General features: G+C 34.7%; 13 protein-coding genes. 7 read left to right on the top strand and 6 right to left on the bottom strand.

The window, feature by feature from the left end; genetic code table 11:
• Positions 1–11 precede the first annotated feature (11 nt).
• The 3 genes from M0M44_RS06270 (at position 12) to M0M44_RS06260 (ending at position 6976) form a co-directional block, all read left to right on the top strand.
• Positions 12–1409, top strand: a complete 1398-nt coding sequence (locus M0M44_RS06270; RefSeq protein ID WP_248728996.1) for an alpha-amylase family glycosyl hydrolase — start codon at positions 12–14, stop codon at positions 1407–1409.
• Positions 1410–1482: 73 nt separating this feature from the next.
• Positions 1483–3630 (top strand): glycoside hydrolase family 97 protein, encoded by a 2148-nt coding sequence (locus tag M0M44_RS06265; RefSeq protein ID WP_248729990.1) that lies wholly within the window; start codon positions 1483–1485, stop codon positions 3628–3630.
• Between the two features lie 229 nt (positions 3631–3859).
• A complete protein-coding gene (locus tag M0M44_RS06260; protein ID WP_248728995.1) occupies positions 3860–6976 on the top strand; it encodes an Ig-like domain-containing protein in 3117 nt (1038 codons plus the stop codon).
• 57 nt (positions 6977–7033) lie between these two features.
• Here the strand turns inward: M0M44_RS06260 and M0M44_RS06255 are convergent, their stop codons facing one another.
• From M0M44_RS06255 to M0M44_RS06240, 4 genes are all read right to left on the bottom strand, one after another.
• Entirely contained in the window at positions 7034–7588 is a 555-nt protein-coding gene (locus M0M44_RS06255; RefSeq protein WP_248728994.1) for a DUF5683 domain-containing protein, read from the bottom strand.
• A gap of 114 nt (positions 7589–7702) precedes the next feature.
• Entirely contained in the window at positions 7703–8311 is a 609-nt protein-coding gene (locus tag M0M44_RS06250) for a hypothetical protein (protein WP_248728993.1), read from the bottom strand.
• Positions 8312–8443: 132 nt separating this feature from the next.
• Positions 8444–11809, bottom strand: a complete 3366-nt coding sequence (mfd, locus tag M0M44_RS06245) for a transcription-repair coupling factor (protein ID WP_248728992.1) — start codon at positions 11807–11809, stop codon at positions 8444–8446.
• Positions 11802–12410 carry a hypothetical protein gene (locus M0M44_RS06240; protein ID WP_248728991.1) on the bottom strand — a complete coding sequence of 203 codons (609 nt, stop codon included), beginning with the start codon at positions 12408–12410 and terminating at the stop codon, positions 11802–11804. The genes mfd and M0M44_RS06240 overlap by 8 nt, the downstream gene beginning before the upstream one ends.
• A gap of 321 nt (positions 12411–12731) precedes the next feature.
• Here M0M44_RS06240 and M0M44_RS06235 point away from each other — a divergent pair, with 321 nt between their 5' ends.
• The gene (locus tag M0M44_RS06235) at positions 12732–13670 is read left to right on the top strand and encodes an L-threonine 3-dehydrogenase (protein ID WP_095929615.1); all 939 of its coding nucleotides are present in this window, start codon (positions 12732–12734) and stop codon (positions 13668–13670) included.
• Between the two features lie 174 nt (positions 13671–13844).
• A complete protein-coding gene (locus tag M0M44_RS06230; RefSeq protein ID WP_248728990.1) occupies positions 13845–15044 on the top strand; it encodes a DUF418 domain-containing protein in 1200 nt (399 codons plus the stop codon).
• Between the two features lie 85 nt (positions 15045–15129).
• Here the strand turns inward: M0M44_RS06230 and M0M44_RS06225 are convergent, their stop codons facing one another.
• Positions 15130–17010, bottom strand: a complete 1881-nt coding sequence (locus M0M44_RS06225) for a M1 family metallopeptidase (protein WP_248728989.1) — start codon at positions 17008–17010, stop codon at positions 15130–15132.
• Between the two features lie 64 nt (positions 17011–17074).
• Complete coding sequence (locus M0M44_RS06220; RefSeq protein WP_248728988.1) at positions 17075–18712, bottom strand: S8 family peptidase; 1638 nt, start codon at positions 18710–18712, stop codon at positions 17075–17077.
• A gap of 293 nt (positions 18713–19005) precedes the next feature.
• Here M0M44_RS06220 and M0M44_RS06215 point away from each other — a divergent pair, with 293 nt between their 5' ends.
• Both M0M44_RS06215 and M0M44_RS06210 read left to right on the top strand, forming a co-directional pair.
• Positions 19006–21588 carry a T9SS type A sorting domain-containing protein gene (locus M0M44_RS06215; protein ID WP_248728987.1) on the top strand — a complete coding sequence of 861 codons (2583 nt, stop codon included), beginning with the start codon at positions 19006–19008 and terminating at the stop codon, positions 21586–21588.
• Positions 21589–21592: 4 nt separating this feature from the next.
• Positions 21593–22300, top strand: coding sequence for a glycoside hydrolase family 78 protein (locus M0M44_RS06210; protein ID WP_248728986.1), 708 nt, complete (start codon positions 21593–21595; stop codon positions 22298–22300).
• Positions 22301–22380: the final 80 nt, after the last annotated feature.

Raw genomic sequence — 22380 nt, 5'->3', positions numbered from 1 at the left:
ATTTTAAAATTATGAAGTCTAACTCCAACATTTTTCTTGCTTTACTGCTTTCAATAGCTTTTGTGTCGTGCAGTTCTTCTGAAGAAAACCCTAAACCAGAGCCAAATCCAGGGACAGAAAACGAATATCAGCAGTATGGATCTTCATTTGATAAAGTGGCAGCCAACGAAGATGCCGTAATTTATCAGGTAAATGTGCGCTCTTTTAGTCCTGAAGGAAACTTAAAAGGTGTTCAGAAACGACTTGGAGATATTCAGAAACTAGGTGCCAATGTCATTTATCTGATGCCTATTTATCCTGTTGGAAAAATAAAAACAGCCGGAAAATTAGGCTCCCCTTATTCTATTAAGGACTACAAAGCTGTTAATTCTGATTACGGAACATTAGAAGATCTTCGCGCTTTAGTTACAGAAGCACACAGCAAAAATATGGCGGTGATTTTAGACTGGGTTGCCAATCATACTTCTTGGGACAATCAATGGATAACGGCTCATCCTGATTGGTACCAAAAAGATGCCAGCGGAAACATTACCATTCCGCCTGGAACAAACTGGCAAGATGTGGCGCAGTTAAATTACACCAATGCAGAAATGAAAAAAGCTATGATTGATGCCATGTCATATTGGGTTTACAATGCCAACATTGATGGCTTTAGATGTGATGCAGCCGATTTTGTTCCGATGAATTTCTGGTCAGAGGCGATTTCTAAAATACGTAAAATCAAGAACCAAAGAATGATATTAATGGCAGAAGGTACTAGAGTAAATCATTTTGATGCAGGATTCGATTATACTTTTGGTTTTGCTTATTTCGGCGCTTTAGAAAAAGTATTTTCAGAAGCTCAGCCTGCAAGTTATCTTCAAACTGAAAGCTCTAAAGAATATGGACAGTTGGATGCTTCAAGAAGAATTGTACGTTATACCACAAATCACGACGTGAATCTTTCTGACGGAACTCCACTTGAACTTTTTGGAGGAAAAAAAGGTTCTCTTGCGGCTTTTGTAATTGCATCAAGCATGAAATCTGTTCCTATGATTTATAATGGTCAGGAAATTGGGTACAGCAAACGCATCGATTATTTTGACAACGTCCCTATCGATTGGTCTACTGCAGATAATGACATGCTTTTGGAATATCAGAAAATAATTGCCTTTAGAAATTCAAGTGAAGCGCTTCGAAAAGGAAAACTGACAGGCTACAGCAGTAACGAGGCAAGCGTTTTTACAATGGAAACGACAAATGACAAAGTCTTAATTGTAGCCAATATTAAAAATAAATCTATTAAATACACGGCTCCAATTGCTTTGACTAATACCAACTGGAAAGATGCATTAACTGGAAGTACAATTTCTATTGGTACAGAAATTAATTTAGAAGCTTACCAATATTTAATACTTAAAAAAGAATAAAAGCTTTTAATAAAGTTAGCTTTGCAAAAAACTAAATAAAATGAATTTTCAATCCCAAAAAACATTGCTTCAGATGCGTTTGAACAAAAAAGCAGCGCTTTTATTTTTTGTTATCCTAAGTGTATTTTCACTTCAGGCACAAGAAATAACTTCGCCAGACAAAAACCTTTCTCTAAAATTTGAGTTAAAAGAAGGCGGCATTCCGTCTTACCAATTATCATACAAACAGAAACCAGTTATTAAACCAAGTTCTTTAGGTTTAGAACTTAAAAACAATGCTTCGTTTATGGATGGTTTTACCATTACAAATACAGCACAATCTTCTGTGGATGAAAATTGGAATCCAGTTTTAGGAGAAGAAAAAACAATTCGCAATCATTACAACGAATTGGTTGTCACTTTAGCGCAAGCGAAAAACAACAATAGATTTATCCGCATTCGTTTCCGTTTATTTAACGACGGATTGGGATTTAGATATGAATTTCCTAAACAAAATGACCTGAATTATTTTGTAATTAAAGAAGAACGCACCGAATTTCAATTGGCTGGAAATCATAAAATTTTCTGGATTCCAGGAGATTATGACACCAACGAATATGCTTATACAACTTCGAAGATTTCAGAAATCCCTTCTTTGATGAAAAAAGCTACGATTGAGATTAATGCACAGCATCCAATCAAAGAATTGTCCGTACAAACACCATCAATGATGAAGTCTAATGATGGTTTATATATCAACATTCACGAAGCAGGATTAATTAACTATCCCGCAATGTATCTTGAAGTTGATGCTAAAACCAACAAAATGACAAGTCATTTGGCGCCCGATGCCGTTGGTGCAAAAGGCTATATGCAGACTGATGCTCAAACACCTTGGAGAACTATTGTGGTGAGTGATAAAGCAACTGATATTTTAGCTTCAAAATTAATTTTAAACCTTAACGAACCAACCAGTTATAAAGATGTTTCATGGATTAAACCAGTAAAATACATCGGAATTTGGTGGGAATATTTCGTTGCAGGAAGAAGTACGTGGGCTTTCGGGAAAGAAAACAACGTAAAAATGACAGATGATTTTACGAAACTTACTCCAAATGGAAAACATGGAGCTACAACAGAACGTGCAAAAGAATACATAGATTTTGCTTCTAAAAATGGCTTTGATGCAATCCTTATCGAAGGTTGGAACATTGGTTGGGAAGACTGGATTGGCAATTGGAAAGAAGATGTTTTTGATTTTGTAACTGCATATCCTGATTTTGATGTAAAAGCGGTTCATGCGTATGCAGCTTCAAAAGGGGTGAAAATTATCATGCATCATGAAACCTCTGGATCGGCTACCAATTATGAGCGTCGTCTAGATCGTGCTTTTCAATTTATGAATGATAACGGTTATGATGCTGTAAAAACAGGTTATGTAGGGCAGATTATTCCGCGTGGCGAACATCATGACGGACAATGGATGGTAAATCATTACATCAACGTTGCGAAACGTGCTGCCGATTATAAAATTATGATTAACAGTCACGAAGCCGTTCGACCAACAGGATTAAACCGAACTTTTCCAAACTGGATTGCTCAGGAATCAGCGCGCGGTACTGAGTTCGAATCTATGGGAGGATTAGCTCCAGATCACACTACAATTTTACCATTTACCCGCTTAATGGGAGGTCCAATGGATTATACCCCAGGAATTTTCCAGACCGATCTTTCGTATTATGGAACAGGAAGTTCACAACGAGTGAATACCACTTTAGTAAAACAATTAGCTTACTATGTAACTATGTACAGTCCGCTGCAAATGGCTGCTGATATTCCGGGGAATTATGAGCGTTTTCCAGATGCATTTCAGTTCATTAAAGATGTGGCTGTAGATTGGGATAACAGTTATATTCTTGAAGCCGAACCTGGAGATTATATTACAATTGCCCGTAAAGCAAAAGGCAAAAACGAATGGTTTATTGGCGGAATTACAGATGAAAATGCCAGAACAGCCAATATTTCATTTGATTATTTACCCGCTGGAAAAAACTTCATTGCTACCATTTATGCCGATGCTAAAGATGCCAATTGGAATCAGAATCCACAGAAATATACCGTTACTAAAGTGATCGTAAACTCAAAAAGCAAATTGAAGCAGTATTTAGCTCCAGGAGGAGGTGTTGCTATCAGCATCAAAGAAGGAAATTCTGCAGAATTAAAGGGATTGAAAAAATTATAATTTAAGATACTCAGTATCTAAGTTTTTTTACCACGAATTGCAGAATTAAGATTTTCTAGATAAATCCTTAATTCGATAATTCGTGGCAGAAAAACCTATGCTCATTTTTGAGCAAAAAACTTACTATTTTGAAACTATTAACCACAAAATGTTTGTCGAATTTAAAAACAATGCGAGTGAGAATGAATTTTAGTTAGAAATGCCGACAAGCATTCAAAAAACTATTATTATGAAAATCAAAATTACCACTAGATTATTTCATATTACCAAAGCATTAATTTGCTTTCTACTATTATTTGCAAGTTCAGTTTATGCACAAGATCCTCCGCAGTATGGAACACCATTTGCTGGAGTGCCTGACACAAGAGATATCAATATGTATCAGGTGCATATTCGTCCGTTTAGTGCCAACGGAGATTTAGCCGGAGTAACCGCCAGATTAGACAATATAAAAGCACTCGGCACCAATGTTATTTATTTAATGCCGATTTTTCCCCACGGTACCGATTCCCGAAGTTCACCTTCGCCCTATTGTATCAAAGATTTTAAAGCCGTAGGATCAGAATATGGTTCTTTGGCCGATCTAAGAACTTTAGTTGATGGTGCACACAGCCGCGGAATGGCAGTAATTCTAGATATTGCCATCAACGGAACTTCTTGGGACAATGTCTGGATTGCTTCACATCCTGAATATTATAAACGAACTGGCACAACAATTCAGCAATTAGGAAACTTCTCCGATATTGCAGCGCTAGATCTTAACAGTTCGGCAACAAGAGCAGCGATCAAAGATGCCATGCGTTACTGGATTTTTGCCGCCAACATTGATGGTTACCGTTGTGACTATGCTAATAATCCTCCTTTGGATTTTTGGTCAGAAGTGAATTCAAATCTTCGAAGCATAACTTCTCATAACTTATTAATGTTAGCCGAAGGAGACAGACAAGAAAACTTTCAAGTTGGTTTCGACATGAATTATGGCGACAGATGGTTTCACAGTGGTTTATATGATATTGCGAATGGAGGGCCAGTTTCTCAAAGGCTTCAAGACCAAACTACTTATGAATATGCTAAAGCAACTGGAAATCAGCAAATCGTTCGATATACTGGTAACCATGATACTTACACGAATGATGATGGCGTAAGAAGACCATTCGTAGCATTTAAAAACCATAACGGAATCGTTGCCAACTTCTTAGTTTCAGCCTACATGAGAGGGGTTCCTTTTTTAATGAGCGGACAAGAAATCGACTACGAACCCAAAACTGACTGGCCGTGGCAGAACTTTAAATTTAACTGGTCTCAAAATCCAACAGCAGCCGCAGATTTTGCAAAAATCTTAAATTTCAGAACGACAAGTGCTGCAATTCGTCGTGGAGATTTAACAACCTATGCAAATGACGACATTAGCATTTTTACCAAAACATTAGGTTCAGAAAAAGTAATCGTAATGTCGAATTTGAGAAATGCATCAAAATCGTATGTAATCCCAGCAGCTTTAGCAGGAACTTATGTAAATCCGTATAATAACAATGCTACGGTAACTTTAACAGCAGGTACAACACGCAGTTTTGCCGCTTACGAATATTTAGTGTTAACGAATACCAATGCGCCAATTGTAGCGGTAACTGGAGTTTCGGTTAGTCCGACAACGGTAACAGTTGGTTTAGGCACAACACAGCAGTTAAATGCAACGATTGCTCCAGCAAATGCAACCAATCAAAACGTAACTTGGACATCGAGCAATACAGCTGTAGCAACTGTAAATGCTTCTGGATTGGTTACGGCAGTTGCAGCAGGAACAGCAACGATTACAGTTAAAACAGTTGACGGAAACAAAACGGCTACTTCTGCTATAACTGTTGCTGCAATTCCAGTTTCTTCTGTGGCAGTTTCCCCAACTTCTGCAAGTCTGTATGCTGGAAATACACAACAGCTTTCGGCGACAATTTCTCCAGCAAATGCCACGAACAAAAATGTAACATGGAGTTCAAGCAACAACGCAATTGCAACGGTAAACTCAAGCGGACTTGTAACGGCAGTTTCTGCCGGAACAGCAACTATTACAGCAACAACACAAGACGGAAATAAAACAGCGTCGGCTACCATTACGGTTAATCCAAATACGAATTTTACCGTTTATTTCTATAAACCATCAAACTGGGGAACTGGAATTAAAATCTATTATTGGAGTGCTTTACCCACGGGAATTTTAGCAAATGCAACGTGGCCGGGCGTAAACATGACCGATGCTGGAAACGGGTGGTACAGTTATACATTTACCAATGTAACTTCAACCAATTTAATTTTTAATGACGGAACCAATCAAACTGCAGATTTAAACAGAGATAAAAACGGCTGGTACATGAATGGCACTTGGTACGATTCAAATCCTGGAACAGGTGTTGCAGTTACAAGCGTAAGTTTGAGTCCAACCACAGCATCATTAAATGTTGGCGGAACACAGCAATTGACTCCAACGGTTCTTCCTTCAAATGCAACGAATAAATCGGTAACATACAGTTCAAACAATACGGCTGTGGCAACTGTAAATGCTTCTGGTTTAATTACCGCTGTAGCGAATGGAACGGCGACAATTACCGTTGCAACTGTTGATGGAAGCAAAACCAGCACATGTTTAGTGTCGGTTACGACAGCTCCTAATGGAGGAAATTATTACACTATCAAAAACAGATGGACAGGTGCTTATTTATCTGATGCAGGAACAAATACAGGATACGGAGCAACCGTTTCTGGAAACAATTACAAATGGCAGAAAATTGCTATTGATGCCACTTATTTTGTCCTAAAAAATGTAGCAACTGGCGAATTGATGAATATCGAAGGGCAAACCGGAAATGTACAATGCAATATAACCGATACTACTTTCTGGAGTGCGCAATGGTCAAGCGATTACATTGACGGAACTTGGGTTCGTTTAAGAAACAGATGGCAGTCTGGAAATATTATTCATGTTGAAAACCAAACTGGCGCTGCGCAATACGGAAATTCGCAAGATGGATGGTATAGTGCACAATGGCAATTGGAAGCTACAACAATTGGAACTTCAAAAATGGCTCTAAATGTGGAAGAAGTTTCTACAACTGAACCCGAAGTTAGCATTTATCCAAATCCTGCAATTAATAATGAGTTTAATATTGTAATGCCTGAATTAGCAAGCGGAGATTCTGCTCAAATTTTCGTTTCAGATTTAAACGGAAGAACTCTTTTGACAGAAAGACTTTCGGCTTCAGGACAAGTGAATCATCATTTATCTTCAGGAGTTTATGTTGTAAATGTTATTTCTAAAGATTTTAAAGCTACTAAAAAACTTATCGTTAAATAAATTCGATTTGGTTGAAATAGAAAAGCGCATGAAATTATCATGCGCTTTTTTTATCTTTTAAAATGTATAATTCAGAGCAAGTCCGAAATTATTCTCCGATGTGATTTCGTTTTTATTTAATGCGGGTTTAAAAGTTAAATTCTCATTTACATTAAACTGAGATAAAGCAGCATCAACGTTGGCATCTATAATGTTTAAGACATAAAAACCCACCATAAACAAAGCAGATAAATCTCTATTTCTTTGATAGCCTTTTTGAGCTGTAATCAACTGGCTTTCGCTTAATCTTGCTAAAAATTCAGAATCGCTTTTTTTACCTTCAAGCCTATTTTTGTATTCGTTTCTATAAAGATTGTAATTCTTCTGATTGTCGATGTAGAAATAGGCACTCGTACCAATAGCACCATATACCAACGGGAGTTTCCAATATTTTTTATTATAAATCTGTCCTAAACCAGGCAAGACTGCTGAATAAAAAGCTGCTTTTGCTGGACGAAGCGGATCGATTGTTTCTGATTTTAAGGAATCATTAGAAATAATTCTATCTTTTCCCTGAGCGAAAATTGAAGTAAATCCAAGAAGTAAAAAAAGAACAAGAAGTTGATTCTGCATATAAATTGTCTTTGAAAATTTTGGTTCAAAGAAAACTTTTTAGTTCTAAGGTTTTTCTTAAATAAAAGATAAAGAAAACTTAATTTTTATAGATATGAATTAATATAATTCATTTTAATAAAATTGCTTTACCGTTTCTATATCTCCTGTTTCATCATTAACAAATAAGTAAACAGCACCGTCATCATGAAAAATATCGCAATTCTTAATTTCAAATTGTCCTAAAAAGAAAAGAGGTTTGTCATTCTTAATAATCCAATTTGGGCTTTGTATCCACTTTGGCGGTTTTGTTTGATATTTAAAAAGATGTAAATATTTCTCCTTAATTTCTTTTTTTAATTCTGTCTTAGATTTCGTTAAATCATTAGGCAAAATATACTTTTCAATAAAAGCCAGATTCGCATCTATATATTTTGGTTGAGAGTCTAATATAAGACCGTAATCATCACTATATTTTGTAAACTTATTAAAACCAATTTCTTTTTTAGTCAAAAATAATTGCACTGCTCCTTGTGCGTTTAACCTTCCACTTATACTTTGTATTTTTAGTTCTGCCAAGTATAGAAATATTGTAGAGTTTCCAATATAGGTTTGCCTTAAGTTTAATGTTTCATCTGAAAGCAGTTCTGCAAAATTTGGATTTTCAAAAAGGCATTTTTCAAAATCTTCAGCAGAAATATTTCCTTCAACAAAATCTTTAAGTATTTTAATTTCACTCTCCATAAATCTTGATTTCTTAAAAATAGGATTTTTCTGCAAATTTATTCAAAATTGATTTATATTATATTAATAATCAAAAACCCATTTGTATTTCAAAAGAGAACACATGCGTTTTAGTATCTTATATTGATTATATTACTCCTCAAACAATTCCATCAACTCCAACGCACGTTTTATCGACTTCACATTTTCAAAAGTCAATAACAAACGTAAGCCGTTTACGGTTTGTTTTTCTTTCATTTTGCAAAGATTACTATGCTTTTGAACAAAATTCAAGACATTTCTAAACTTCACAGATTGATAGTAATCTGATTGCTGATCGGATACGAAATAGCCAATCATTTTGCCTTGTTTCAAAACCAATTTCTCGATTCCGACTTTTGTTGCGATCCATTTTATTCTGATGCTGTTTAATAAAGCAACTGCAGGTTTTGGCAATGGTCCGAAACGGTCAATTAGTTTTTTCTCGAACTCTTGTAAACCAGCTTCGTCTTTTATTGCTCCTAATTCGTTGTATAAAACCAAACGTTCCGAAACATTATTGATATATTCATCTGGGAATAAAAGCTCGAAATCGGCATCAATTTGAATGTCTTTTACATACTCTTTGGTATCAATATCATTTTCTTCAGGATACAAATCTTTGAATTCGTTTTCCTTCAATTCTTCAATCGCTTCATTCATGATTTTTTGGTACGTATCAAAACCAATTTCGTTAATGAAACCGCTTTGTTCTCCCCCCAATAAATCTCCAGCACCACGAATCTCCAAATCTTTCATTGCGATGTTAAAACCACTTCCCAATTCGCTGAATTGTTCCAACGCCTGAATACGTTTTCTTGCATCTTCCGTCATGGATGAATACGGCGGACAAATGAAATAACAGAATGCTTTTTTGTTGCTTCGCCCTACTCGACCGCGCATTTGATGCAAATCTGACAATCCGAAATTATTCGCATTATTAATGAAAATTGTATTCGCATTTGGAACGTCTAAACCGCTTTCGATAATGGTTGTTGCCACCAAAACGTCAAAATCTCCATTCATGAAACCTAACATCAGTTCTTCGAGTTTGGCGCCGTCCATTTGTCCGTGACCAATTCCGACTCTTGCATTTGGAACCAAACGCTGAATCATTCCGGCCACTTCTTTTATATTTTCAATTCTATTATTGATAAAGAAAACTTGTCCGTTTCTCTGAATTTCATACGAAATCGCATCACGAATAATTTCTTCATTAAAACCAACCACATTTGTTTCAATCGGATATCGATTTGGCGGAGGTGTTGTAATTACAGACAAATCTCTTGCCGCCATTAACGAAAACTGGAGCGTTCTCGGAATTGGCGTTGCTGTTAATGTCAGCGTATCAACATTTGCTGCAATAGTTTTCAGTTTATCTTTTACATTTACACCAAACTTTTGTTCCTCATCAACAATCAATAAACCAAGATCTTTAAAAACTACATTTTTGTTTACCAATTGATGCGTTCCGATTACGATATCTAGTTTTCCTTCGGCTAAATCTTTTAAAGTCTGTGTTTTTTGTTTTGCCGTTCTAAATCGGTTTAAATAACCAATTGTAACTGGCATATCTTTTAAACGCTCAGAAAAAGTTCGATAATGCTGATATGCCAAAATCGTAGTTGGCACTAAAACTGCCACTTGTTTACTATTGTCAACCGCTTTAAAAGCAGCGCGAATCGCAACCTCTGTTTTTCCGAAACCAACGTCACCACAAACCAAACGATCCATTGGGCGATCGCTTTCCATATCGGCTTTTACTTCCGCCGTCGATTTCATTTGGTCTGGCGTATCTTCGTAAATAAACGAACTTTCCAATTCGTTTTGAAGATAACTATCAGGCGCAAACTGAAACCCTTTTTCCAAACGGCGTTTTGCATACAACTGGATCAAATTGAATGCAATATGTTTGACGCGCGCTTTGGTTTTTTGTTTTAAAACCTTCCAAGCGTTCGATCCAAGTTTATAGATTTTAGGTGGAGTTCCGTCTTTTCCGTTGTATTTCGATATTTTATGCAGCGAGTGAATGCTCACATACACAATATCATTATCGGCATAAACTAATTTTATAGCTTCCTGCGTTTTACCTTCAACCTGAATTTTTTGCAGTCCCCCGAACTTCCCGATTCCGTGATCGATATGCGTTACATAATCTCCAACCGAAAGTGCCGTTAATTCTTTAAGCGTGATATTCTGCTTTTTCGAATATCCATTTTTGATGTTGAATTTATGATAACGTTCAAAAATCTGATGATCGGTATAAGCCGTAATCTGATTTTCTTCATCAATAAACCCTTGATATAAAGGCAATACAATGGTATGATACTGCTTTCTGATATTTTCTGAATTGGCTTCATCTAAGCTTTCAAAAATATCGTGAAAACGTTTTGCTTGTGTTTCATTCGAACAGAACAAATAATTTACATATCCGTTAAAATGATTCTCGCTCAGATTATTCAACAACAAATCAAATTGTTTGTTGAATGATGGCTGTGGCTGAATATGAAATTCGAATTTTTTAGTAGTTTTAAAAATAGGTCTTGAGGCCAATTCTACCACCGAAAAATCTAAAGCACGTTTAATAAACGAAGCCTGATTTAAGAATAATTGTTCTGGAGTGGCGTGTTTTATTTCTTTCGAAAGTTTCTCAAAAGCTTCTTCTGCTCTTGCAAATTGTTTGTCTAATTGGCTAAAAAGTCCGTCAGTATTTTGAATGAAAAGAACTGTTTTTTCGGCAATATAATCTAAAAAACTTTCTCGGTTTTCCTGAAAAAGTTTGTTCTCCACATTCGGGATAATCGTGATTTTTTTATGTGTTTCGACAGATAATTGCGTCTCCACATCAAAAGTTCTGATGCTGTCTACTTCGTTTCCAAAAAACTCAATTCTGTATGGATGATCATTTGAGAAAGAGAACACATCGACAATTCCTCCACGGACTGAAAACTCTCCAGGTTCTGTAATGAAGTCAACCCTTTTAAATTCGTATTCAAATAAAACTTCGTTAATAAAATCAATCGAAATTTTATCATTTAAAGCCACTTTTAAAGTGTTTTTATCGAGTTCTCTTCTGGTAACAACTTTTTCAAAAAGCGCTTCAGGATACGTAACAATTACGGCAGGTTTTTTTCTTGAATTTATTCGATTTAAAACCTCAGCCCGAAGTAGAACATTGGCATTGTCTGTTTCATCAATCTGATAGGGACGGCGAAATGATGCTGGATAAAACAACACATCTTGTTCTCCAATCATCTGCTCCAAATCGTTTAGATAGTACGCCGCTTCTTCTTTATTGTCTAAAACAATAAGAAAGGGCAGTTCGGTTTTCCTGAAAACAGAACGTATTATAAAAGAAACAGCAGATCCCAACAATCCGCTGATATTCATTTTTACCTGATTCCCTTCCAGTAAACTTTTAGCAATCTGCTCGGCTTTTGGCAGATTATCGTAGGTTGTATATAAAGCGTTTTTACTCAACTTTTGGTATATTTTTATCTAAAGGCGGTGCCGAACTCGGAATCGCGCGTGTTGTGTCTAACATTCTAAGGAAATCTTCTTCTCCTTGTTCTTTGGGTATTTTGGCTTTTTCGACAATTTTATCCATTTGTCTTTCTAAAGAAATCAGTTCTTTATTGATTTCTTGTATCAAAAACACCACTTTATCATCTGGAATGGTGCTCAAATGAATAAATAAATCCAACATTTTAATTTTAGTAATCAAAATAGAAATACGGCTTTTGATCTGTGGCTGATTAAATTGAGCCGGAATATTGTTATTTAAAGCCATTGCTTTCTTAGAAATCGCTGCCGACTTTTTCTGAAAAGCCCCAATGGTCTTTCTAGGCTTCTCTCCAATTTCTTTATTAAATTCACGCCACTCTGTCCAGGAATTCAATTGTGATTCTGAAATCTCATTAATGGGTTCGTCTAGAAAAGTCCAACCTTTATTTATGTTGTTAAAAATAGCTTCTTTCTTTTTTGCTTCTTTTGCATTTTCTGCAAGGCGTTTTTCATTTTCATTTTGGCAAGAAAATAACACAGTTGTCAAAAGCAGAAAAAGAGATATTTTGTATTTCATTTATTAAAATGTTAGGCTGCAAAGTTACGAAGTAAATTTACAATTACGAATTCTGTTTTTTGCTAAAGATTCTATAAATCAAGGTTATTTTTTCGTTTTTTTATCCCCTATCGGAGAATCAATTTAAAAAAAGTCATTGGATCATTATATCAATAAAATAGCGCTTTTTATTGGGATTCTTAAAAAGGCACAAAGACACACTCTTAAAAGAGAATAATATAACAAACAAACTTTTAAATTATTGAATTTATAATTTATTCTTCAAAAAAGCGCAAGTAATTGCGAAAACGTTATATTTGTGTCTCTAAAAATCATCATGAAATGAATCCTAAAATATTGATCATTGGCGCTTGCGGTCAGATTGGAACAGAACTGACGCAAAAACTGCGCAAAATATACGGAACCGAGAATGTTATCGCTTCTGATATTCGAAAATTAAATACTGATGTTGTTAATTCGGGACCTTTTGAAGTGGTCAATGCTTTAGATTTTAATCAAATAGAACATTTAGTAGAAGTGCATAAAATTACAGATGTATATCTAATGGCGGCACTTTTATCGGCAACCGCTGAAAAAAACCCAGCTTTTGCGTGGGATTTGAATATGAATTCTCTTTTTCATGTTTTAAATTTAGCTAAAGCCAAAAAGATTCAGAAGATTTTCTGGCCTTCTAGTATTGCTGTTTTTGGACCAACAACTCCAAAAGAAAATACGCCTCAATATACCGTAATGGAACCTTCTACAGTTTACGGAATTAGTAAACAAGCAGGTGAAAGATGGTGCGAATACTACCATAATATTTATGGTGTAGATGTTCGCAGTATTCGTTATCCAGGCTTAATTAGCTGGTCTACTCCTCCAGGCGGCGGAACTACAGATTATGCCGTTGATATTTTCTACAAAGCGATTGCCGATAAAAAATACGAGTGTTTTTTGTCTTCTGAAACCAAAATGCCCATGATGTATATGGATGATGCGATTGATGCGACGATCAATATTATGAAAGCGCCAGCTGAAGAAATTAAAATACATTCTTCATACAATTTGGCTGCAATGAGCTTTACTCCAACTGAAATTGCGGCTGAAATCAAAAAACATATTCCTGAATTTGAAATTACGTATAATCCAGATTTCCGTCAGAAAATTGCTGATAGCTGGCCGGCAAGTATAGACGATGCTGAAGCGAGGAAAGATTGGGGATGGAATCATAAATTTGATTTGGAAACTATGACTAAAGATATGCTGGAGCATTTAGCATAATTTAAAAAAGGATAAGATTTAAAAGCGTGTTATTTCAAAGTGACACGCTTTTTTTATGGATTTATTTATTAGAAAAAATATTGAATCTATAATTTATCTACTTTTGACTACGTTAAACATTAATCAAGTTTATTCCAAAATCATCAATCAAATCACAACAAAAACATCAATCAAATGACAAATTCTTATTATCCTGTCGAGCAAAGCAAAAGAACTGCAATTGTCGACATACTTCGGGGCTGGGCTATATTGGGTGTAGCCATTGGCAATTATTTGGATTTTCTATACATCGGTATAGAAAAAGAGCTTAAGCATAATGCTTTCTCTGAAACGCTACAATTTATTAACCGTTATTTATTTGCAGCAAAATCTTGGACATTACTAACTCTTTTATTTGGCTACGGATTTGCAATTTTGATTAACAATGTTGCTTCTAAAGGAAAAAATCCTGTCGCTTTTTTTGCATGGCGAATGTTTTTGCTATTTATTTTAGCCTTTATTAATTCTGCTTTTTGGCTTGGCGATATTTTAAAAGATTATGCCTTTTTAGGGCTTGTATTATTACTTTTTTACAAATGTTCTACCAAAACTTTGGCCATTATTTCTGCTGTAATTATACTTACAGTTCCTTTTGTAATGGCTTATGTAAATGGTTTAAAAATTGAGCATCCTGCAATTGCAACAAATCCCGAATATTTAAAACTATATCATTCTGGAAACTGGATTGACTTTTTCAGATTTAATCTGCTTGCGTCATTTTACGAACAAATTATAATTCCAGGCTATGCGATTACGGCTCATTATGTAATGTTGGGCTGTATGCTTTTTGGTTTTTTGCTTCAAAAACTAAACTTTTTCAATCGCTTAACAGAATTGAAGAAACTTTTAAAATCTGTCTGCATTATTAGTTTGGCTGTTGCTGTACTTATCGGGATCGGATTTAATATTGCGATAATATACAAAGCTCCGTTATTAAAAATATTTCACCCTCTTTATTGGCTGGTTTTAAGTACGATGATTTTTATATCAAGCGGAATTTGTATTTTGTATAATAACGGCAAGTTAAAAACGGTTTTCAGCTATTTTAGTGCAGGCGGAAAAATGACATTGACCAATTATATGAGCCAAAATATATTGGCAGGTATTATTTTCTCTGGAATTGGATTCGGAATTGCAGATTCAATGCCGTATTGGTTTTACTTTTTGTTTGCTGTTTTCATCTTTATCATTCAATTATTTATCAGTAAATGGTGGCTTTCAAAATACAATTATGGCCCGATTGAATGGTTATGGAGGTCTGCTAGTTACAGAGAATGGGTTCCTTTCAAAAAAACAAAGCCAGACGCTACTACTGCTACTATAAAAACGGCATAAACATTACGATTTTGGAATAAATTTGAAAATAAAAAAGCCCTTAAAATTAGTTTTAAGGGCTTTTTTTATAAATATTTTCTAGAAATTACTTCACTTCAAAAACATTATTAGTTTGCTTTACATCAGCCATTAATCCGCTTGGATCGATAGTGATTTTTTTGATTGATGTTTTGTTTTTGTCAATTGTAAAACTATAGTTTTGCTGTGCCCAAGCCCAGTCTTCTAGTACTGTTCTTTTCTCGTTCGGATTTGGATTTGGCTTAATAAAATTCATCATTCTTAATGGAATGTAGAATGTCTCAGATGTTCCGTCTGTGTAATCCACTCTCAAATCGATTGGCATTGGCATTCTTCCAATTCTTTCTAAAGAAACTGTTGTTTTTCCTGCATTGTCAGCAACGTCTTTGATTCCGTAATCGATCGTATTTGTAGTTTGTGTCCAATCAATCAAATACCAATCTAACTCAGCTCCAGAAACTCTTTCAGCTGTTCTTTTGATGTCGTTTGGAGTTGGATGTTTGAATTTGAAATCGTTGAAATATCTTTTTAAAGTCGCATCAACATTATCTTTTCCAATTACATATTCTAACTGAGAAAGGAAAAGACTTCCTTTTACGTAAGAAGAAATGCTGTATGGACGGTTTTCATCATAGCGATCTCCGTGCGTTGTTTGTGGCTGTTCTTTACCAGAATTTACTAAACTATAATACGCTTTATAATTTCCTACAAAAGGACTTACTTCTTTTTTGTCTCCTTTTAATTCATTCAAAGCACTGTCTTCGATGTAAGTTGTAAAACCTTCGTCCATCCAAGGGTGTTTAGATTCGTTTGAAGCTAAAATATGCTGGAACCAAGAATGCCCTAATTCGTGTGTCGCTGTTCCTAGAATTCCTTCAAGAGTTCCGTTTCCTAACATTAAAGTACACATTGCATACTCCATTCCACCGTCTCCACCTTGAATAAATGAATATTGCTTGTACGGATAAGCTCCTACTCTCTGGTTGTAATATTCCATTACTTTAACCATTAATGGCTCTAACTGTTTCCAGTTTGCAGTCGTTTTTTCGTTGTTTTTGTAGAAGAAATGCAAATCGACATCGTTTGGTCCTTTTACAATATCATGTGTATATTCTTTATCTGCAGCCCATGTAAAATCGTGAACATTTGGTGCAATAAAATGCCAAGTTAATGTTTTTGTTTTTTTAGGATAAGTAACCGTTACACCCGCATCTTGGTAACCATGTCCGATAGAATTTTTGTCTTGCAAATACCCAGAACCACCAATTGTGTAGTCTTTATCAATTGTAATTTTCACATCAAAATTCCCCCAAACACCATGAAATTCTCTTGCAATGTATGGATCTGCATGCCATCCTTCAAAATCAAATTCGGCTAATTTTGGATACCATTGTGACATTGAAAGCTCTACTCCTTCAGAATTGTTTCTTCCAGAACGACGAATCTGTACTGGAACCTGTCCGTCAAAATCTAATGTAAAAGTCGTTTTAGAATTCGGTAAAATTGGTTTCGCCAAAGTTACTTCTAAGATCGTTCCAGAAACTCTTGTTTGAGCGACAGCACCATCTTGTTTGAAGTTTGTAATTTTTAAATAACCTGCTTCATTTGGCTTTAAAGTTTCAATACGGCTCTGTTTTACTTCTTTTCCGTCAGCTTGTTTTACTTTGTTCACCATTCTTCCGTCTGGATCTTTAATAAAATGAAGACGTGCATCCATTTCGCTTCCTGGTTGAAAAGCGTTTGGATATAAATGATAGAATACTTTTTTTAAAGTATCAGAAGAATTATTGGTATAAACCAATTCTTGTTTCCCTTTGTACTGATAGTTTTTTACATCCATAGAAACCTCCATTTTATAGTCAGCGTGCTGCTGCCAATATGGGGCGCTTTGTGCAAAAGCCGAGTTAAAACCTAAGCTTAGGAAAGAAAGTAAAATAATTTTTCGCATGTTTATATGTAATAGAAAATGGAAGAGCGTTAGCCCTTCCATTGGATTAATCGTTTATTATTGTTTATTTTTTAGACATCTTTTCAGCCATTAATAACGCATTATAAGCATTTACCATCTTAGCTGTTTTTGATGATTCTGCAGAAGAAACCGCAACTGGCTTTTCATCTGGATTCTCACTTTCGCCTAAAACAACCATTGAAGGAAGTGCTACTCCAGAGTCCATTAAAATCTTTTTAACTTGAGCTGCTTTCAATTTTGGATAGTAAGAACGAATTAAAGCTGCAACACCTGCCGCATTTGGAGATGCCATTGAAGTTCCTTGCAAATATTTGTATTTGTTATTTGGCACTGTTGCATAAATTTCTTCCCCTGGAGCAAAAACGTCTACGTTTATTTTTCCAAAGTTTGAAAATGGAGCAACAACATTTTCTCCGTACGATTTATTAATCGCTCCAATTGTAATTACATTATCTGCAAATTCTTTTATGTTGTCTTTAGAATCGTTTGGATAATTAATATTTTTAGTTTCATCGATATTATAACCATCGTTACCAGCAGCATGAACAATTAAAACATCTTTTTTAGCCGCATATTTAATTGCATCATAAACCCAGTCTTTGTGTGGAGAAAAGCTTTTTCCAAAACTACCGTTGATTACTTTTGCTCCGTTGTCTACCGCATAACGAATTGCCAAAGCAATATCTTTATCGTATTCGTCTCCATCTGGAACGGCTCTAACCGTCAAAATTTCAACATTTGGAGAAGCAACTCCGTCTCCACCTAAATTATTGCCGCGAATTTGCGCAATAATTCCAGCTACGTGAGTTCCGTGAAGCGCTTTTTCTTTATCTGGACCAAAAACAACATTATTTCCATAATGAGCATCTTTTATATCTTCTGGATTATCACCTACGATTTTTCTTCCGTCATAATCTTTGTTCAAGTTGTACTCTAACTGATCGTAAACTTGGTCTTTATATTCTCCAAAATCAGCTTCTGGATCAAAAGTTGGTCCAGCATTGGTAAAGATCTGAGTCATAATCGCTTTACTTCTTGCTACTTTTGGATCTGTAGAAGTTACTGCGCTTAAATCTTCAATTTTGTATGTTGTTTTATTAAGCTCTTTTTTGATTGTATTATGAACATCAAGCAAAAAGTCTACTTGTTGTTTGTCTTTTAGCGCTTTATCATTTTTCTCAGTATATTGTGCTAAAGCTTCTTTATATTGCGCAGAACCGTCGTCTCCTTTTTTAACGATACGAGTCATTTCTAGATTTTCATGAACAGCATTTCCTAAGAAATTCCAGCCATGAACATCATCAATAAATCCGTTTTTATCATCGTCAATTCCGTTTCCAGGAATTTCTTTTTTATTTGTCCAGATCATTCCCTGCAGATCTTCGTGTTCGATATCTACACCAGAATCTACAATTCCAACGATTACTTTCTGCCCTTTTTTACCTTGCAGTAATTCAGTCAAAGCTCTGTCTACACTCATTCCCGGAATAGAATCTTTTATCAAATCAAGGTGACTCCATCTTTTTAATTCATTTTCGCTAACTGGTGCTTTTTTTACTACTGCTAAAGGAGCCACAATTGGCTGTTTTGGCACAGAAGTTTGTGCTTGTAAAGTTGCATTACAACCTGCTAAAACAAGTAATGCAAACGCAGATAATTTAAGTGGTTTTATATGACTCATGTATCTATAATTAATTGTAAAGTTAAAAGATGGGTCTAAATTATGCTTTTTTGTTACAAAATGCTAACTGTTAACAATGTGTTATGAAATTTTGACGAAAAATACTCAAAACTATAATATCCTCAAACATTTACCACTCAAATCATTATAAATATAATTCTGCAACATTAAAAATATACTAAGGAGTTTTTGAAATGTAAAAAAATTAACAAATAATATAGTTTTGTGGTTTCCCGTAAAGATTATCCATTTTATTGCTCTATACTTGCGCGACCTAATCGTAAACTTATTCTATGAAAACAAAACTACTCTTGTTGCTATTATTGGCAAGTTTTTCTTTTTATGCGCAAACCAACTTAGTCCCAAACGGAAGTTTTGAGACTTGGTCTGTGTCCTCTAAACCAGACAACTGGTATCAATATTTTAGCGGTTATGTTTCTAAAAGCGCTGCAGCTCAAAATGGTTCATCAAGTATCAATATGATGGTTGCCAGTGGAACATTTAACTTCATTAATACGGACTATTTTCCTGTAACTGCTGGTAAGACATATAGAGTTACATTATACCACAGACTTTCAAAAGGCAATTTTTCTTCTATTGATTTCAGTTTATATCATAAACCAGACACTTTTAAGGCAGAATTAATCAAAAAATCAGATGTAACTTTCTCTACTACAGAATGGAGAAAACTAGAATTTGAATATACTCCAACTGTTTCTGAAAATATTGAAGTTGATATTTGGACTTATGGAGGTCTAAATTCTGAAATTTTGATTGATAATGTTTCTGTGGTAGATATTAATGAAATTTCTCTTCAATACACTAAGATTCCTGATGTTGAATTCGAAAAAAAATTGATCGCTTTAGGTCTTGATAGCGGGGCAACAGATGGACAAGTATTGACATCTAATATTAAAACGGTTAAATCATTGACTCTTGACCCAACCTTAGTTGCTGATTTAAGTGGTATTGAAGACTTTACTGCATTGGAAGTATTAGACTGCAGAAACGGTTGTGTGTCTAGTAGCGGTGGTGGCTGCGGAAAAATAACTAAACTTGATGTTTCTAAAAACACCGCATTGACACAATTATATTGTGATGGTAATCAACTAACTAGTTTAGATGTTAGCAAAAACACAAAGTTGGTTAACTTATATTGCGCTTCTAACAAATTAACATCTGTAGACATTTCAAATAATACAGAGCTATCTTCTATCGATGTATCTCGTAATTACTTGACAGAATTTAATATTTCTAATAATAAAAAACTATATCAAGTTAGCTGCAGAAGTAATAAAATAAAAAGTCTAGATGTAACAAACAGCAAGTTAGGTTTATTAGCTTGTAGCGACAACGAATTAAGCAGTTTGGATCTTTCTAATCAAAGTGAGTTAGTACAGCTGTATGTTGAAAACAACAAGCTGTCCGTATTAAACACTACCAATAAACCAAATTTGGTTTACTTTAATTGCAGCAATAATTTACTGACTGATATAGATGTAACTTCATCAATTAAGCTATCAGAATTCAAATGCTCAAACAACAAATTAACTAGTCTAAATGTTACCCAAAATATCAATCTAACCTCTCTTTCATGTGGTTATAATACAATTGCAGGATTTGATATTTCAAAAAATCTAAAACTTAAAGAATTAGACTGTACTTCCCTTCAATTAAATGAATTAGATGTTACGTTCTTACCTGAATTAATAAAATTGACGGCTAGCAAAAATAATTTGACATATATTAATTTATCTAAAAATTCAAAACTAACAGACGCTTATTTATATGAAAATCAAATTACTGAAATAGATGTAACAAAAAATCTTTTATTATCATATTTATTAGTTTCGAACAATAAACTTAAAGTTTTAAACGTCGTAAATAATCCTGAGCTACAATATGTGGATTTTTATAATAATCAATTAACGACTTTTGATATCTCACAAAATAAAAAGGTGAGTTATGTAAATTGTAACAATAACAAGCTTACAAGTTTAAATTTACAAAATGGTCTAAAGAATTTTTCCATCAACTTAGACGTTCCTAATTATAAAAACAATCCTGATTTAAAATGTATTCAGGTTACTGATGCAACGTATGCTAAAACAATGTGGTCTTATTATGCAGATCCTAATGTTAGATTTTCTGAAGACTGTGCTGGACCTCTTACGCTTCTTCCTAATAATTTTAATGTTGAAACAAAAGGAGAATCATGTCAAGGAGAAAATAATGGAGCGATAAGTATCACTGCAAAAGAGACTTTTGCTTATCAGGCGAAAATTAATGATAAAGTATTGCCATTTACAAACAACTCTTTAAACTATTCAAATTTAGCTCCTGGAAACTACACTATTTCAATTACTATTCCGAACGAACTTTTTGAACAAAACTTTAATGTAACTATTCCAAAAGCGGCAACTACAACAGGAAAATCTGATGTAAGCGCTAAGAATGTAAACGTTGAAATTACCGAAGGGACAGCCCCTTTCACAGTATTTGTTGATGGTACAGAACAATTTCAAACAACAGATAAAAGCTTTACGGTTGCCTTAAATAAAGCCGGATTAGTTGAAGTCGCAACTGCAAAAGCTTGTGAAGGTGTTTTTGCTAAAAAAGTTACTTCTTATGAATTAGGGACAATACTTTCGGCCTATCCGAACCCTACTTCTGGCGTTATAGAAATTGAAATTCCATCTGCTAAAACCGAAGTTACTATTGATTTATACAATTTTGGCGGACAATTGGTTTCTCACGGAACTTATAATATTGAAAATGGAAAAGCCCTTTTAAATCTTGAAAAATTACCTTCAGGAATTTATGCAGCTAAAATCAATTTAGAAACTCCAGAGTACATTAAAATTATAAAAAAATAAAAAAATGAAGAATTCTATATATTTATCCATAATCTGTTTAATATTTGCAGCCTGCGGAGGTGGAGGTGGAGGTGGAGACGATCCTGTTAATCCACCAGCAGAGAATACAGCTCCTTCTGTACCAGTGTTAACGATTCCGGCAGACAATAAATTATGCCTAGACAACAATGTTTCTTTTCAGTGGAACGCTTCAACCGATGAGCAAAAAGATGCAATTGTTTATCAAATTCAAATTGCAAAAGATAATGCATTTTCTCAAATTGTAAGTACGCTAGATAATTCATCTCTTTCTACAAGCGCTTTAGCATTAGAAAAAAACACTGCTTATTACTGGAGAGTAAAAGCTACAGACGCGAAAGGATTGTCAAGTGCTTATTCTTCAACCTTTAAGTTTTATACTGCGGGAGCAGCTGTGGTGAATCATTTGCCTTTTTCGCCAGAATTGATTGCTCCAACAATCAATGCTGCTTTGAGCGCAACAACTGCAAGTTTGCAATGGAATGCATCAGATGTTGATGCTTCTGATGCTCTAACTTATGATGTCTATTTTGGAACTGCAAATCCGCCAACAGCAAAAGTAAGCGAGAATACAAGTTCAAAATCGTTTGATGTTACGCTACAACCAACTACACAGTATTATTGGAAAATTGTTGTAAAAGACAATAAAGGTGGTGAAACCATAGGTCAGGTTTGGAAATTCAAAACAAACTAAGCTTAGAAAATTACAATTAGTTAAATCAAAAAATCCCATTTTCATTTAGTTGAAAATGGGATTTTTTATAAATACTGTTT

This window comes from Flavobacterium humidisoli, assembly GCF_023272795.1.
Lineage (GTDB): Bacteria > Bacteroidota > Bacteroidia > Flavobacteriales > Flavobacteriaceae > Flavobacterium > Flavobacterium humidisoli.
The sequence above is the reverse complement of the archived record's forward strand: the minus strand, read 5'-3'. Positions and strand labels throughout refer to the sequence as shown.

What these genes read in the sequence shown, in the direction of transcription:
- M0M44_RS06270 (WP_248728996.1), top strand. Translation starts at nt 12, where the DNA reads ATGAAGTCTAACTCCAACATTTTTCTTGCTTTACTGCTTTCAATAGCT.
- M0M44_RS06265 (WP_248729990.1), top strand. Translation starts at nt 1,483, where the DNA reads ATGCGTTTGAACAAAAAAGCAGCGCTTTTATTTTTTGTTATCCTAAGT.
- M0M44_RS06260 (WP_248728995.1), top strand. Translation starts at nt 3,860, where the DNA reads ATGAAAATCAAAATTACCACTAGATTATTTCATATTACCAAAGCATTA.
- M0M44_RS06255 (WP_248728994.1), bottom strand. Translation starts at nt 7,588, where the DNA reads ATGCAGAATCAACTTCTTGTTCTTTTTTTACTTCTTGGATTTACTTCA.
- M0M44_RS06250 (WP_248728993.1), bottom strand. Translation starts at nt 8,311, where the DNA reads ATGGAGAGTGAAATTAAAATACTTAAAGATTTTGTTGAAGGAAATATT.
- M0M44_RS06240 (WP_248728991.1), bottom strand. Translation starts at nt 12,410, where the DNA reads ATGAAATACAAAATATCTCTTTTTCTGCTTTTGACAACTGTGTTATTT.
- M0M44_RS06235 (WP_095929615.1), top strand. Translation starts at nt 12,732, where the DNA reads ATGAATCCTAAAATATTGATCATTGGCGCTTGCGGTCAGATTGGAACA.
- M0M44_RS06230 (WP_248728990.1), top strand. Translation starts at nt 13,845, where the DNA reads ATGACAAATTCTTATTATCCTGTCGAGCAAAGCAAAAGAACTGCAATT.
- M0M44_RS06225 (WP_248728989.1), bottom strand. Translation starts at nt 17,010, where the DNA reads ATGCGAAAAATTATTTTACTTTCTTTCCTAAGCTTAGGTTTTAACTCG.
- M0M44_RS06220 (WP_248728988.1), bottom strand. Translation starts at nt 18,712, where the DNA reads ATGAGTCATATAAAACCACTTAAATTATCTGCGTTTGCATTACTTGTT.
- M0M44_RS06215 (WP_248728987.1), top strand. Translation starts at nt 19,006, where the DNA reads ATGAAAACAAAACTACTCTTGTTGCTATTATTGGCAAGTTTTTCTTTT.
- M0M44_RS06210 (WP_248728986.1), top strand. Translation starts at nt 21,593, where the DNA reads ATGAAGAATTCTATATATTTATCCATAATCTGTTTAATATTTGCAGCC.